General features: G+C 63.5%; 12 protein-coding genes. 7 read left to right on the top strand and 5 right to left on the bottom strand.

The genetic code is table 11. The features are described 5' to 3' along the window. Positions 1–207: 207 nt before the first annotated feature. The gene (locus tag LK540_RS22015; RefSeq protein WP_229439537.1) at positions 208–2,187 is read right to left on the bottom strand and encodes a TonB-dependent siderophore receptor; all 1,980 of its coding nucleotides are present in this window, start codon (positions 2,185–2,187) and stop codon (positions 208–210) included. Positions 2,188–2,386: 199 nt separating this feature from the next. Between LK540_RS22015 and LK540_RS22010 the strand changes: the two genes are divergently transcribed. The 3 genes from LK540_RS22010 to LK540_RS22000 are packed head-to-tail and all read left to right on the top strand — an operon-like array spanning position 2,387 to position 4,080. After that, positions 2,387–2,920 (top strand): cytochrome b, encoded by a 534-nt coding sequence (locus LK540_RS22010; protein WP_229439536.1) that lies wholly within the window; start codon positions 2,387–2,389, stop codon positions 2,918–2,920. Positions 2,921–2,930: 10 nt separating this feature from the next. Further along, positions 2,931–3,482 (top strand): YceI family protein, encoded by a 552-nt coding sequence (locus LK540_RS22005; protein ID WP_229439535.1) that lies wholly within the window; start codon positions 2,931–2,933, stop codon positions 3,480–3,482. 28 nt (positions 3,483–3,510) lie between these two features. Further along, positions 3,511–4,080, top strand: coding sequence for a YceI family protein (locus LK540_RS22000; protein WP_229439534.1), 570 nt, complete (start codon positions 3,511–3,513; stop codon positions 4,078–4,080). Between the two features lie 64 nt (positions 4,081–4,144). Here LK540_RS22000 and LK540_RS21995 read toward each other — a convergent pair whose 3' ends face one another. Beyond that, on the bottom strand, positions 4,145–5,641 hold the full coding sequence (locus LK540_RS21995) for a hypothetical protein (RefSeq protein ID WP_229439533.1): 1,497 nt from the start codon (positions 5,639–5,641) through the stop codon (positions 4,145–4,147). Between the two features lie 352 nt (positions 5,642–5,993). On the opposite strand from LK540_RS21995, the gene LK540_RS21990 reads away from it, so the two are divergent. From LK540_RS21990 to LK540_RS21980, 3 genes are all read left to right on the top strand, one after another. Next, the gene (locus LK540_RS21990; protein WP_036212790.1) at positions 5,994–6,263 is read left to right on the top strand and encodes a GlsB/YeaQ/YmgE family stress response membrane protein; all 270 of its coding nucleotides are present in this window, start codon (positions 5,994–5,996) and stop codon (positions 6,261–6,263) included. A gap of 73 nt (positions 6,264–6,336) precedes the next feature. Then, positions 6,337–7,614, top strand: a complete 1,278-nt coding sequence (cls, locus tag LK540_RS21985) for a cardiolipin synthase (RefSeq protein ID WP_229439531.1) — start codon at positions 6,337–6,339, stop codon at positions 7,612–7,614. A 115-nt stretch (positions 7,615–7,729) separates the two neighbouring features. Continuing rightward, positions 7,730–9,889: a S46 family peptidase gene (locus tag LK540_RS21980; RefSeq protein WP_229439529.1), complete on the top strand. Its 2,160-nt coding sequence runs from the start codon at positions 7,730–7,732 to the stop codon at positions 9,887–9,889. A gap of 80 nt (positions 9,890–9,969) precedes the next feature. Here LK540_RS21980 and LK540_RS21975 read toward each other — a convergent pair whose 3' ends face one another. The 3 genes from LK540_RS21975 to LK540_RS21965 are packed head-to-tail and all read right to left on the bottom strand — an operon-like array spanning position 9,970 to position 12,183. After that, positions 9,970–10,605: a hypothetical protein gene (locus LK540_RS21975; RefSeq protein WP_229439528.1), complete on the bottom strand. Its 636-nt coding sequence runs from the start codon at positions 10,603–10,605 to the stop codon at positions 9,970–9,972. Beyond that, the gene (locus tag LK540_RS21970) at positions 10,602–11,663 is read right to left on the bottom strand and encodes a DUF2515 family protein (protein WP_229439526.1); all 1,062 of its coding nucleotides are present in this window, start codon (positions 11,661–11,663) and stop codon (positions 10,602–10,604) included. Before LK540_RS21970 ends, LK540_RS21975 begins: the two co-directional genes overlap by 4 nt. Then, entirely contained in the window at positions 11,638–12,183 is a 546-nt protein-coding gene (locus LK540_RS21965; RefSeq protein WP_229439524.1) for a PAAR domain-containing protein, read from the bottom strand. Before LK540_RS21965 ends, LK540_RS21970 begins: the two co-directional genes overlap by 26 nt. A 200-nt stretch (positions 12,184–12,383) precedes the next feature. On the opposite strand from LK540_RS21965, the gene LK540_RS21960 reads away from it, so the two are divergent. Continuing rightward, the gene (locus tag LK540_RS21960; protein ID WP_229439522.1) at positions 12,384–13,475 is read left to right on the top strand and encodes an alpha/beta hydrolase; all 1,092 of its coding nucleotides are present in this window, start codon (positions 12,384–12,386) and stop codon (positions 13,473–13,475) included.

Genomic DNA, 13,475 nt, shown 5'->3' with positions numbered 1-13,475 from the left:
GAAATGATGCGGGCTTTTTTGTTTGTGACGCTCACCGCGTTATTGGCGACGTTTTTGTAGGGTGGGCACCTGTGCCCACGCGGTAGAGCTGCTGGTCAGCCGCAAAACACGCAAAGCTCCACGGCAGCAGGTCATGGAGAACATATCGACACCCATCCGTGGCACAGCGTGGACACAGGTGTCCACCCTACGCACCCCACCGCCGCATCAATTGGTCCACACAAGCTTGACGCCCACCCTGCGCTCCAGCTCCAGCCTGGTCGCCACCGCCCCATACTCCCCATGGCTGCCGTTCAGATTCTGCCCCACCACCGACAGCTCCAGGTTCGGCCGCAAGCGCCAGCCGAAGCGCGCATCCAGCGCCCAGTACCCCGGCACGCCAGGATTTTCGAGCGCCGCCACCTTGCGCAGCGCCACCTCCAGCTCGCGCCGTTCATCGAACGCATGGTACGAGCGCAGCTGCAGCGTGTGCTCCGGGTCCTTGCCGGCCGAACCCGGCCCGGCCGCGTCGTTGCTGCCCGCCTTCAACCGCAGCCGCTCGTGCAGCGCCGTGAACCCGCCCGACAGGCGCCAGGCGCGGTTGAGCTGGTAGCTGCCCCACATCTCAATCCCCGTCGCCCTGCCCTCCATCAGGCTGCCGAAGGTGAGGAAGGTAGAGGTCGGGTCGATCTCCTGGGTGCGCAGGTGGTCGTAGTCGTTATGGAACAGCGTCGCCGAATACGACAGCCCCGGCAGTGGCTGGCCGCGGTAGCCGAGCTCGAAGACCTGCGCCACCTCGGAGCGCACCTGGCGTCCGCCCTGCAGCAGATACGGCGGACGGCCGGGGATATACGCGTCGACGTCGAGCCGGGTCGGCGCGCGCACCGTGCGCGACGCGGCCGTCCACAGCGTATGGTGCGGGTCCACGCGCCAGGACAGGCGGGCCGTGGGCAGGAATTCGTTGCCGGTGTAATCATTGTGTTCGATGCGGGCGCCGAGCGTCAGGCTCAGGTCCGGACGCAATGCGATCTCGTCCTGGGCAAACAGGCTGGCCCAGGTCTGCCGGTCGCGCGCCGGCAGGAAGGCGATGACTTCGCTGTTGGTGACGCGGTCCCAGCTGTGACGGTAGTTGGCGCCCCATACCAGGCTGTGGGCGCCCCGTACCGGCAAGGTGTGCTGGAACTGGACATCGGCGATCGACAGCGATTCGGTAAAGGTGGGCGGCACTTCGCGCCGCGTGTGGTCGAGGTAAGCCTGCACGGCCAGGCTGCCGCTATTGGGAAGCGCATGCTGCCAGCGCCCGGTGAGGTTGGCGCCTTCGGTGCGGATGTCGCCCAGGCGCAGCCCAAGGCCGCTGACGGAAATGGCGCCCGGCTCCGGCTGCCCGAGCTCTCCGCGCACCACGTTGCCGTTGACGCTAAAGGTGTCCGCGCCGCGCTCCCAGTCGGTACGGAAGCCGATTTGCGCCTGGCGCCAGGCGTCGTCCACGCGCGCGCCGCCGGCCAGTTCGCCGGCGGAACGGCGCAGCGCCTTGCCGTACACGCGCCAGCTGGCGTCCCCGCTGCGCTCGCCCTGGCGGAAAGCCAGGTCGGCGCCGTCGCTGCCCGCACCCAGCACGGCCAGGCTGCCCTGGGTCTCGCGCGCCGAACGGGTCGTGATGTTGATCACGCCGTTCACCGCGTTCACGCCCCACATCGTGCCGCCCGGCCCGCTGATGACCTCGATGCGCTCGACGTCTTCCAGCATCACGTCCTGCATGTCCCAGAACACGCCGGAAAACAGCGGCGCATACACCGAGCGGCCATCGATCATCACCAGCAGTTTGTTCGGTGCGCTGTTGTTGCTGCCGTTCAGGCCGCGCGCGCTGATGGCATGGCCGTAGCTGCTGATCTGCGCCACCTGCAGGTTCGGCGCCAGGCGCAGCGCTTCGGGCAGGCTGCGCGCGCCGGCGCGGCGGATGTCCTCGTGGGTGATGACGAACACCGCGGCCGGTGCATCCTGCAGGCGCTCGGGCTTCCTGGAGACCGAAGTGACCTGGATGTTCGCCAGTTCCTCGATCGACAGATCGGCGAAATCGGCTTGCGGCGCCGGCAACGGCGTTGCGGCCTGCGCGGAGGTGGCGCCCATCGCCGGCGCCGACGCGCACAGCGCCAGGCCGAGCCAGATGGCCAGTGCGCGCGGACGCAACAAGAACAAGGGATGGTGCATGACTTCCTTTACACGGTGCGACGACGCCGCGTCCAAATTATAAATTCACGCTAGTCTCGATTTTACATTCGGCGGCTTCACGGCTGTGCACGTTTAACAATCCATGCTAGTGTACAGAAAGAAACAACCGACTCTCCCACACCGGCGTGGCTTTTTGTTATAGTCTGGCGCTAACCAGTACGAACACGGACAATCGACCATGCAGCGTTATTCCTCCGTCGCCATCGCCCTGCACTGGCTGATTGCCGTCCTCATCATTGCCACATTCACGCTCGGCTTGGTGATGACCGACATTCCCGGCCTCACCCCAACCAAGCTGCGCTACTTTTCCTGGCACAAATGGGCCGGCGTGACGGTACTGGCGCTGGCCGCGCTGCGCCTGCTGTGGCGCCTGCGCTCGCGCCCGCCGGCCTACCCGGCCCACATGCCCGCCTGGCAGCGCCACGCCGCCCATTCCCTGCACGGCCTGCTTTACGTGCTGATGTTCGCCGTGCCCCTGTCCGGTTATTTCTACAGCCTGGCGGCCGGCGTGCCGGTCGTGTATTTCGGTTTGTTCCCGCTGCCTGCGCTGATCGAGGCCGACGCCGCCCTGAAACCCACGCTCGGCGCCCTGCACTACTGGCTCAACATGCTGCTCGCGGCCCTGGTGGCCATCCACGTGCTGGCTGCGTTCAAGCACTTGCTGCTGGACCGCGACGGCGTGATGCAGCGCATGCTGCCCTTTTCACGATAAGGAGTTTCCGATGACACCCCTGCGCACCCTGCTCGCGGCCGCCCTGTTCACCGCCGCCGCCGTCCACGCTGCCCCACTGAAAACCGACCTGGCGAAAAGCAGCGTCTCGGCCACCTTCAAGCAGATGAACGTGCCGGTCGAGGCCAAGTTCAAGACCTTTAGCGCCCAGATCGACTACGACGCGGCCAAGCCGGACGCCTCGAAGGCCGCGGTCGACATCAACACGGCCAGCATGGACCTGGGCGACCCGGAATATAACCGCGAGGTTGCCAAGAAAGAGTGGTTCAATACGGCGCAGTTCCCGAAAGCGACGTTTGTTTCGACGTCGATCAGGCCAGCCGGCGCGGACAAGCTGAATGTTGCCGGGAAGCTGACGATCAAGGGCAAGACTGCCGACGTGAGCTTCCCGCTGGCGGTGAAAACGGCAGGAAAGCAGCAGGTTTTCGAAGGCCAGTTGCCGATCAAGCGCCTGGCTTTTAATATCGGCGAAGGCGAGTGGAAAGACACCAGCATGGTCGCCGATGAAGTTGTCATCAAGTTCCGCGTTACCGCGGGCCAGTAAATCACCAAGCCAACCAAGGGATGTACACATGAAACTCAAGTTCCTCGTCGCCGCCACCCTGGCCACCAGCGCCAGCCTCGCCTTTGCCGCCGCCGATACCTACCAGATCGAGCCGAACCACACCTACCCGAGCTTCGAAGCCGACCACATGGGCATCTCGGTCTGGCGCGGCAAGTTCACCAAGACCTCGGGCACCATCACGCTCGACCGCGCCGCGAAAACCGGCAGCGTCGACATCACCGTGGACATGAACAGCGTGGACTTCGGCCATGAAAAGATGAACGAGCACGCACGCAAGCCGGACATCTTCGACGTCGCCCAGTTCCCGACCGCTACCTTCAAGGGCAATAAAGTGCGCTTCAACGGCGACACCCCGGTGGCTGTCGAAGGCCAGTTCACCCTGCACGGCGTCACGAAACCGCTGACCCTGACCATCAACAAGTTCAAGTGCATCGACCACCCGATGCTGAAACGCGAAGTCTGCGGCGCCGATGCCTCGGCCACCTTCCAGCGCAGCGATTTCGGCGTGAGCTTCGGCCTGCCGCGCTTCTCGCCGGAAGTGAAGCTGGCGATCCAGGTGGAAGCGGTCAAGCAGTAATTGATGTGATAAAACAAAAAGCCCCGCTGCATCGCTGCAGCGGGGCTTTTTTACGTCCGGCTAATTACTTGCCGTCGCGGTCCGAGTCACCCGGAATCGCGCGCTCGACGCGGTCCCATGCGGCGCGGCTGGCGACCTTCGCGTGGTCCCACGACAGGCGCGAGGAACCCTTGCTGCTGTTCCACTCGTCCGACAGGTAGGATTCGTTCTGGTCGTAGCTGCCTGGATAGCGGCCCTTGCCGTTGTAGCCCAGCGCGTAGGCCGGTGCGTAGTCATCGTAGGTGTAGCCCGGGGTGTAGTGCGACTGGTTCTGGTAGTTGTTGCGCCAGTAGTCGTCTTCCTGGGCCGGGTTCACCAGGCCGCCGACGCCCTTGCCGGCCATGCCGCCGACAGCGGCGCCGATGCCGGCGCCGACCACCATGCCGACCGGGCCGCCGACGGCGCCGATCGATGCGCCCGCCGCAGCGCCGCCGCCGGCGCCCACGCCCTTGGCCAGGTTATGGTCGTGCAGCTCGTCGCCAGGCGCCGAGTTGACGACTTCGCCCGCGCCCTTGCCGGCTGCACCGCCAGCCAGGCCGCCGATCACGGCGCCGGCAGCCATGCCGACCGGGCCGCCAACCGCACCGACCGTGGCGCCAGCCACCGCGCCGCCGGCGCCGCCGACGCCTTGCGCCAGGTTATGGTCGTTCAGGTCGTCGGTCGCTTTTGGATTGACCACTTCGCCCGCGCCACGGCCGGCAGCGCCGCCCGCCAGGCCGCCAACGACGGCACCGGCCGCCATGCCGATCGGGCCGCCCACGGCGCCGATCGCCGCACCGGTGGCCGCACCAGCGCTGGCGCCGACGCCCTTGGCCAGGTGGTGTTCCGACAGATCGTCGCCGGTCTTCGGATTCACGACTTCGCCTGCACCCTTGCCAGCGATGCCGCCGGTGACCGCGCCGATGGCGGCGCCGGCTACCATGCCGACCGGGCCGGCCGCGGCGCCGATACCGGCGCCAACCAGCGCGCCAGCCGTGCCGCCGACGCCGGCGCCGATCACGTGCGAGCCGCCGCTTTCGGTCCACGAGCGGTGGATGTGGGCCGCGTCTTCGTCGGAACGGGCGTTCACGCCCATCAGGATGCCGCCGTTATGGATACCTTCTTCATAGTGCTTGGCACGCTCTTCCGGAATGCCGGCGCCGATCAGCGCACCGATCAGGCCACCGGTGATGCCGCCCGCGCCAGCGCCGGCCAGGGCTGCCGCCAGCGGACCGGCCACGACCAGGCCAACACCCGGCAGCACCAGCGTGGTGCCGACCGCGGCGATACCGGCCAGCACGGCGCCGATGGTGCCGCCGATGCCCGCGCCGATGCCGGCGCCTTCGGCCGCTTTGCTGCCCAGTTCGGTATCGGTATCGCTGAAGTGGGTCTTGCGGGTCGAATCCGACATCATCAGGTTGACGTCGTCGCGGCCATAGCCGCGGTCGGAAATCGAACCGTAGGCGCGCTCGGCGCTGGCGCGATCGGGGAACAGGCCGGTGACCATGCGCGACTGCTGGTTGTTGTTGGTGTCGTAGCTCATGATGAATCCTTTCGAAAGGGTCTGACGCGGAATCGGGGTGCAACGCGCCTCAATGTGGGGCGTTGCCGGTCCGTGAAAGATATGCCTGCCGAGCTATTCACTTCTGTTCGCTGACGCACCCTGTCCAGGACATTCCCGGCATCAATTAACCGCCTCTTGGTAAGCATCGGACAAGGCATCGAACGGTGGTCGAAGCGGCATCAAATCCGGCGCCGGAACACACGCATCAGATTCGTCGTCTAACGTTACTTGCCGCACCGACCCGCTACGGTTGGAATCCGTAGACTTTTTCACATGGCCACTCAAACAATTGGCCTCAGGTAGGTTTTTTCACTATGAGGAGGAACTAAAAATGCTATTCATTATCTGGATCGTTGTCGGTGGTATCCTGGGCTGGCTTGCAAGCATGGTCATGAAGACCGATGCCGAGCAAGGCATGATTTTGAACGTCGTGGTCGGTATCGTCGGCGCCTTCCTGGGTGGCTGGCTGCTGTCGCCGCTGTTCGGCACGGGCACCATCAATTCGGACGACTTCAGCGTGTCGTCGCTGCTGGTTTCCTTCCTGGGCGCTGTCATCCTGCTGGCCATCGTCAACCTGCTGCGCCGCGGCCGCGTACGCTAATAACGTGGTAAGTTCCTGATAAACCAACGCTGCTACGCGTTGGTTTTTTTTTGCCCGATTTGCCAAGACTGCCATGCGCGCCAGAATTTTTACCATCGTCCTGATCACCAGCATCGTCACCCTGCTGGCCGGCTTCCTCGCCCTGAACTTTATGCCGAGCGAAAAGCAGATCGAGACCCAGCTGACGCGCCAGTACGATATCCACGATGCCCAGTTCCGCCGCTCGATGGGCGTGCTGCTGGGCCCGCCCATTATCGAGGGCAACAAGGTCGATGTGCTGTTGAACGGCGACCAGATCTTCCCGGCCATGCTCGACGCGATCCGCCAGGCCAAGACCAGCATCACCTTCGAAACCTATATCTACTGGTCCGGCACCATTGGCCACGAATTCCGCGATGCCCTGGCCGAGCGCGCCCGCGCCGGGGTCAAGGTGCACGTGATGCTCGACTTCGTCGGCAGCATCAAGATGGACGACGATTCGTTGAAAACGATGCGCGACGCCGGCGTGCAGGTGCAGCGCTACCACAAGCCGGCCTGGTGGAAACTGGCGCGCCTGAACAACCGCACCCACCGTAAACTCCTGATCGTCGACGGGCAAATCGGCTTTACCGGCGGCGTCGGCATTGCCGACCAGTGGCGCGGCAATGCCCAGGACGAGGATCACTGGCGCGACACCCATTTCCGCGTGGAGGGCCCGGTGGTCGGCCAGATGCAGGCCGTGTTCACCGATAACTGGACCAAGTCCACCGGCACCGTCCTCGACGGCCCCGATTACTTCCCGCCGCTGCAGGCGCGCGGCGAGATTCCCGCGCAGATGTTTTCCAGCTCGCCCACCGGCGGCAGCGCCAGCATGCATTTGATGTACCTGATGGCGATCACGGCCGCGCGCAAGTCGATCCTGCTGTCGGCCTCCTACTTCGTGCCCGACGAGCTGGCGATCAAGGCCCTAGTGGCGGCCGCCAAGCGCGGCGTCGACGTGCGCATCATCACGCCGGGCAAGGACATCGATTCCGACATCGTGCGCGTGGCCTCGCGCGAGCGCTGGGGTCCGCTGCTGGAAGCCGGCATCAAGATCGCGGAATTCCAGCCGACCATGTACCACGTGAAAGCGCTGATCGTCGACGACATGATGGTCTCGGTCGGTTCCACCAACTTCGACAACCGCTCGTTCAGCATCAACGACGAAGCGAACCTGAACCTGCTCGACCCGGACTTTGCCAAGACCCAGCGCGATGTCTTCGAGGATGACTGGAAGCGCGCGCGCCCGATCACGCTGCAGGCCTGGCGCGACCGTCCGATGGCCGAAAAACTGGCCGGCGAAGTGGCCTCATTGCTGGGGTCGCAGCTGTAAAGACTGCATGTCACGAAACGGAAATATTGGTTGACGAGGCAACAGTGGAGTACCCATACTCCGGGGTGCTCCGCGGAGCCGGACGCTCCTGATATCAACCATCCCTGACACGCGAATGAAAAAGACCCTTCTCTCGCTCGCCATCCTGACCAGCTTCGCCGCACAAGCGGACGAAGGCATGTGGATGCCGCAGCAGCTGCCACAAGTAGCCCAGCAACTGAAAGCCGCCGGCCTGGAACTCGATCCGGCCACCCTGACCCAGCTGACCGAATTCCCGATGGGCGCCATCGTGAGCCTGGGCGGTTGCTCGGCTTCCTTCGTGTCGCCGCAGGGCCTGGTCATCACCAACCACCACTGCGTGTACAACAGCGTCGCCGTCAACTCGACTCCTGAGCGCGACCTGCTGGCGAACGGCTTCCTGGCCAAGACCCTGGGCGAAGAAGTGCCGGCCGCCCCGGGCAGCCGCGTCTTCGTGACCGAAGAAGTGACCAACGTTACCGACCAGATCATCGACAAGAAAGTCGCCAGGCTGAACGGCAAGGCGCGCATCGACGCGATCGAAAAGAACCAGAAGGAAATGGTTGCCGCCTGCGAGAAGACCCCGGGCTACCGTTGCACCGTGGCCAGCTACTACGGCGGCCTTGAGTTCTACCGCCTGAAGCAGCTGGAAATCCGCGACGTGCGCCTGGTGCACGCGCCGCCGTCGGGCGTGGGTAAATTCGGTGGCGACACCGACAACTGGATGTGGCCGCGCCACACCGGCGACTACGGCTTCTACCGCGCCTACGTGAGCAAGGACGGCAAGGCCGCCGACTTCGCCGCCGACAACGTTCCTTACGTGCCAAAGCACTTCCTGAAGCTGGCCACCGAAGGCTCGAAGGAAGGCGATTTCATCATGGTCGCCGGCTACCCTGGCCGTACCAACCGCCACCGCTTGCCGTCGGAAGTGCAGTACACCTTCGACTGGAACTACCCGGCCTTCGTGCAAGCCTCGGGTGAAGTGCTGGCCATCATCGAACGCGAAACCAAGAACGACCCGGCCGCCAAGCTGAAGTACGCCGGCCAGATCGCGGGCGTGAACAACTACTACAAGAACCGCAAGGGCATGCTGACCTCGTACGGCGAGAGCGACTTCCTGCAGCGCAAGACCGCCGAACACAATGCCCTGAAGGCATGGGTGAACAGCGATGCCGCGCGCAAGAAGCAATTCGGCGCCGACATCGACACCGCCGAGAAGCTGATCGCCGAGCGTGACGCCCACACCAAGCAGGGCTTCTACCTGGGCTACGCCCAGCCACGCTTCCTGAGCTCGGCACGCAGCCTGTACCGCCTGGCCAACGAGCGCACCAAGCCGGACGCCCAGCGCAAGTCGGGCTACCAGGAACGCGACATGGCGCGCGTCACCTCGGTGATCACCGGCCAGGACCGCACCTACGACGAGAAGGTCGACAAGGCGCTGGTCATGAACTTCCTGACCAAGTACCTGGCCCAGCCAGCCGCCGAGCAGGACAAGGCCTTCAACGACGCCCTCGGCCTGCGCGCAGGCATGAGCCAGGACGAACTGAAAGCCGCCCTGGACAAGGCCTACTCCGGTTCGAAACTGGCCAACAAGGAAGAGCGCACCGCCTGGCTGAAGAAGTCGCCGGCCGAATTCAAGGCCAGCAACGACAGCTTCATCAAGGCAGCCGTTGCCATGTATGACGCCGACCTGAAGGACGAAGCTAAAGAGGAAGAACTTGCCGGCAAGATCCAGAAAGCCTACGGCGGCTACATGAAGGCCAAGATCGCCTACATGAACAGCAAGGGCCAGGCCGTCTACCCAGACGCGAACGGCACCCTGCGCGTGACCTTCGGCAAGATCATGGGCCGCGACCATGGCGCCGACGGCACCGGTTCGTGGACCGCGTTCACCACCGTCAAGGGTGTGGTCGCGAAAAACACCGGCGAAGGCGAGTTTAATGCACCGGCAGCCCAGCTGGCCGCGATCAAGGCCAAGGACTTCGGCAAGTATGTCGACCCTGTGCTGAAGACCGTGCCGGTCAACTACCTGGCGACGCTGGACATCACCGGCGGCAACTCGGGTTCGGCAGCGCTGAACAAGCGCGGCGAGCTGATCGGTCTGGCCTTCGACGGCACCCTGGACTCGATCATCTCGGACTGGGACTTCAACGCGGCCAATACCCGCGACATCCAGGTCGACGTGCGCTACATCCTGTGGAACATGAAGCACGTGGATAAAGCGGATAACCTGCTGAAGGAAATGAACGCGCTGTAATTCGGGCCGTTCGATAGCAGTACAGGAAGTCAAAAGCCACGCATCTTCGGGCGCGTGGCTTTTTTATATGCGTTAGGCGATCACGGGGTTCCGTCACCCACCTCTTTCCCCAAGCCGACATCGATCAGGAAGCGCGCATCGTCCTCGTCATCGCAATCGTCCACGCACTTGATCCGGAAGATCATGCCAACATGCCGATGCGGCACCACCAGCCATTGCTCAGCTTGGCTATAGCGCATTAACTCGGCATGCAGCGCTATGCGTCCTGCTGGCGTCAAGTCGAACCATACGCTCTGGTTTCCTTTCCAGGGCACCCAACCACGGGCCAGGAAAGCCGCCTGCAATTGCGCCAGTACTTCGACTGCCTCCGGAAAGCGGCGCGCTTCGAGCATAGGAGAGGTCGAGATCGTCCTGAGGACGGAATCGCCAAATGTCAGGGCAGCGAATTTCGTCGGTGGAAGTTCGAAACCGTGCTGCGGATCGTCGTACTTGATAACGACTGCACGCTCCGTTACATCGATTGTGCCGAATCCATGTTCATCGCCAGCCGGTGACATCCCATTAGCTGATGCCGGATAGCTTGAGCGCTCGATCACTTCGTCATACGTCATGCCGATGCGCGCGACAAGCACAGTCGGCGCTGGTCGCGACATAAAAGCAGCAGCAAATAGAATCGCCAGCGCTGCAATGACTGATCGGATAACTTTCGGGCTCACGGTATGCCTCCGCCATGGTAAATCTCAGCTATCGCACGTTTGATCAGGGGACGTTCGCTGCCCTTCAACAGCTTGGCGAATTGCCCTGCCGTACGGATGACAAAAGCCATACGGTCGTTCTCATCCCATAAATGTACTGAGGTCAAACGTGAAAACCAGCTCGTCAATTTTCCATCGGGTTTGCATTGTGCCGACAATGTGAGCTGGATCTCGGCGGCGCCACGCAGATGATGAACCCAAGCGAACTGGTTGGCATCCAGGGCCAATCGCGTATCCGTGTCGTTGTAGATGACTTTTTGTAGAATATTTACTTGCTCATGCCGCGCCAGAATCTTGACGCTTTCCTCGATCTTGCCGTCTTCAATTGCCTTGAAGCCTTCGAGAATTTCAGAGAACGGACGCCCAAACTCAAGTCGCTGCTTCGCCTCTTCCGGCCAGCGCACTTTGTCTTTGATCTCGCGCCGATACTTCAGGCTGCTCTCGAATGCCTTACATCCGCGCAGCATATAAAATCTGTGCAACGGATAAATATCGAGAAACAGCGACAGGTTCCCCAGCGCCAGCTTGCCGTACATCGTATAAGCCCCAACCGCCTCCCCGCTGCTGCCGACATCCAGAAAGTCGGGATTCGCCAGCACCCGGTCGTGCGCTTCCTTCAGCGTCGTCGATGCATGCAGCAAGCCGCACCCGACGTGTTTCGAGGCAAACGCGGCCAGCCCCGCCCACTGGAAGCGCTTGTCCTTCAGCCACAGAAAAGCATACGCCGAATTGATGCGCCGGTTGATGGCGTCCGGCCTGGTCAACGCTTTGCCGCTCTGCGCATCCGTTACCCATTGCTCGGCCTCGTGCTGGCAACGCAACCATACCGCGGCAGGGTCGAGCAGGCTGACCCGCACGCAGTCGACCTGCTTCCCATCCTGCAGTGCCGGATAGACCTTGCATTCCGGTACAGGCACAATGTTGCGGTTCAGTGCGATGGCGTCGGAAGCGTGCCTGGTGAATGGGATATCGGCCATGCGCTCTTCCACCGGATCACGCTGCCGGGTCTTGCTCGGCATGCCAGGCAACCAGGGCGTCACGCTCTGCCTGGGTCAGCGGCTGGGTAAAGCCTTCGGCGTCGGTCACGCCCTCGATGTTCCGGTCGGGCAGTTCGAGGATGTAATGGCGGTTGCGAAATGGCTGCTCATCCGATGCGCGGACCAACTGCAGCGGTGCGGCCTCGGTCTTGCCGGCGCTCGCCTGCATCTGGGAAAGCACTGCGTCCAGCGAGCTGCCGCTTGAACCGGCGCCGTCCACAAACTGGCAGTTGTGCTGCTGGTTCGCAACCAGGCGCGGCGGCGGGCTACAGCCGCACAGGCACAAGTCGTGTTCCAGCGCATATTGCCTGCCGTTGTAACGGGCATCCAGCCTCGGCGCGACGCACTGGATCGTCCCCTCCCGCCCGCACGCCGGGCAGTCGACCAGGTCGCCTTCGAGCACATAGGGAAGACCGTTGTAAGACAGGAAGGAAGTGGCGGTCTTGACCGTACCGCCAGCCGTGGTCTGTGCGCCGAGCAAGATGAGATAGCGTTTGGGCATGCGGATTCCCGGGGTCAGGTTCAGTGCATTCGGGTTCAGATCGGGCAGCCCAATCTATCCGAGACGGTTTCTCATGCATTGATGCGATGCAAGCCCAATGCACCGTTCGCTCCCACCATCCGGCCGCCCGTCGCAAGCGTGCCCGCCCGCGTCCAGCACCGGCGTATGCTGAGCATTCGACCGTTTGCTTGCGAGGCCCTATGAAGAACGCCCTATTGTTCTGCGTCGCCCTGCTCGGCCTGGCCCCCGCCCTGGCCCAGGAAACCGGCGACGCGAAACACCTTGCCCGCGCCCGCGCCGCCATCGAAGACCTGCAACGCATCGCCGCCCCGAGCGGCATCCAGGAGTCGTACAAGACCGTCATCGGCGGCATCGACCAGTGGCTGAACGTGCGCGGCCAGGACCGCAATAACCCCATCATCCTGTTCGTGCACGGCGGCCCGGCGGCGCCGATCACACCCACCATGTGGGAGTTCCAGCGCCCCATCGAGGAATACTTCACGGTGGTGCACTGGGACCAGCGCGGCGCCGGCAAGACCTTGCTGGAAACCGATCCGGAGAAAGTCGCGCCCACGATCCGCATCGAACGCTATGTCGACGACGCCATCGAAGTGGCCGAACACGTGCGCAAGCGCTACGGCAAGCGCAAGCTGATCCTGGTGGGCCACAGCTGGGGCACGATCGTCGGCATGGGCGCGGCGCTCAAGCGCCCCGATCTGTTCCACGCCTACGTGGGCATCGGCCAGGTGATCAGCACCCGCGAGAACGAGCGCATCAGCTACGAGTACGCCGTGGAGCAGGCGAAGCTGCACAAGAACGAGGAAGCGCTAAAGGAGCTGGCCTCGATCGCGCCCTACCCCGGCACGCAACCCATCACGCGCGAACGCATCATCGTCGCCCGCAAGTGGCCCCAGCACTACGGTGGCCTGAGCGCCTTCCGCAGCACCTCGACGTATTACTTCAGCGGCCCCCTGCTCTCGCCCGACTACACCGACGCCCAGGTCAAGGCGATCGACCAGGGCAGCCTGTTCACGCTCGGGCGCCTGCTGCCGGAATTCGTGAAGGTCGATTTCTCACAGGTCAAAACCTTTCCGATTCCGGTGGTGATGTTCCTCGGCCGCCACGACTACACCACGCCCACCCAGCCGACGGTGGACTGGCTGGCGCAGGTGCAGGCGCCGTCGAAACAGGCGGTCTGGTTCGAGCATTCGGCGCACATGGTGCCGTGGGAAGAACCGGGCAAGACCTTGGTCAGTTTGCTGGATTACGTGCGGCCGCTGGTCCGGCCCTGA

This window comes from Massilia sp. IC2-278 (genome assembly GCF_020708045.1).
Classification (GTDB): Bacteria; Pseudomonadota; Gammaproteobacteria; order Burkholderiales; family Burkholderiaceae_D; genus Telluria.
This window is presented reverse-complemented; position numbering and strand designations above follow the sequence as displayed.

Bases quoted from the DNA above. Each gene is read 5' to 3' on its own strand.
- LK540_RS22015 (WP_229439537.1), bottom strand. From the start codon at position 2,187: ATGCACCATCCCTTGTTCTTGTTGCGTCCGCGCGCACTGGCCATCTGG.
- LK540_RS21995 (WP_229439533.1), bottom strand. From the start codon at position 5,641: ATGAGCTACGACACCAACAACAACCAGCAGTCGCGCATGGTCACCGGC.
- LK540_RS22000 (WP_229439534.1), top strand. From the start codon at position 3,511: ATGAAACTCAAGTTCCTCGTCGCCGCCACCCTGGCCACCAGCGCCAGC.
- LK540_RS22010 (WP_229439536.1), top strand. From the start codon at position 2,387: ATGCAGCGTTATTCCTCCGTCGCCATCGCCCTGCACTGGCTGATTGCC.
- LK540_RS21965 (WP_229439524.1), bottom strand. From the start codon at position 12,183: ATGCCCAAACGCTATCTCATCTTGCTCGGCGCACAGACCACGGCTGGC.
- LK540_RS21980 (WP_229439529.1), top strand. From the start codon at position 7,730: ATGAAAAAGACCCTTCTCTCGCTCGCCATCCTGACCAGCTTCGCCGCA.
- LK540_RS21960 (WP_229439522.1), top strand. From the start codon at position 12,384: ATGAAGAACGCCCTATTGTTCTGCGTCGCCCTGCTCGGCCTGGCCCCC.
- LK540_RS22005 (WP_229439535.1), top strand. From the start codon at position 2,931: ATGACACCCCTGCGCACCCTGCTCGCGGCCGCCCTGTTCACCGCCGCC.
- LK540_RS21970 (WP_229439526.1), bottom strand. From the start codon at position 11,663: ATGCCGAGCAAGACCCGGCAGCGTGATCCGGTGGAAGAGCGCATGGCC.
- cls (WP_229439531.1), top strand. From the start codon at position 6,337: ATGCGCGCCAGAATTTTTACCATCGTCCTGATCACCAGCATCGTCACC.
- LK540_RS21990 (WP_036212790.1), top strand. From the start codon at position 5,994: ATGCTATTCATTATCTGGATCGTTGTCGGTGGTATCCTGGGCTGGCTT.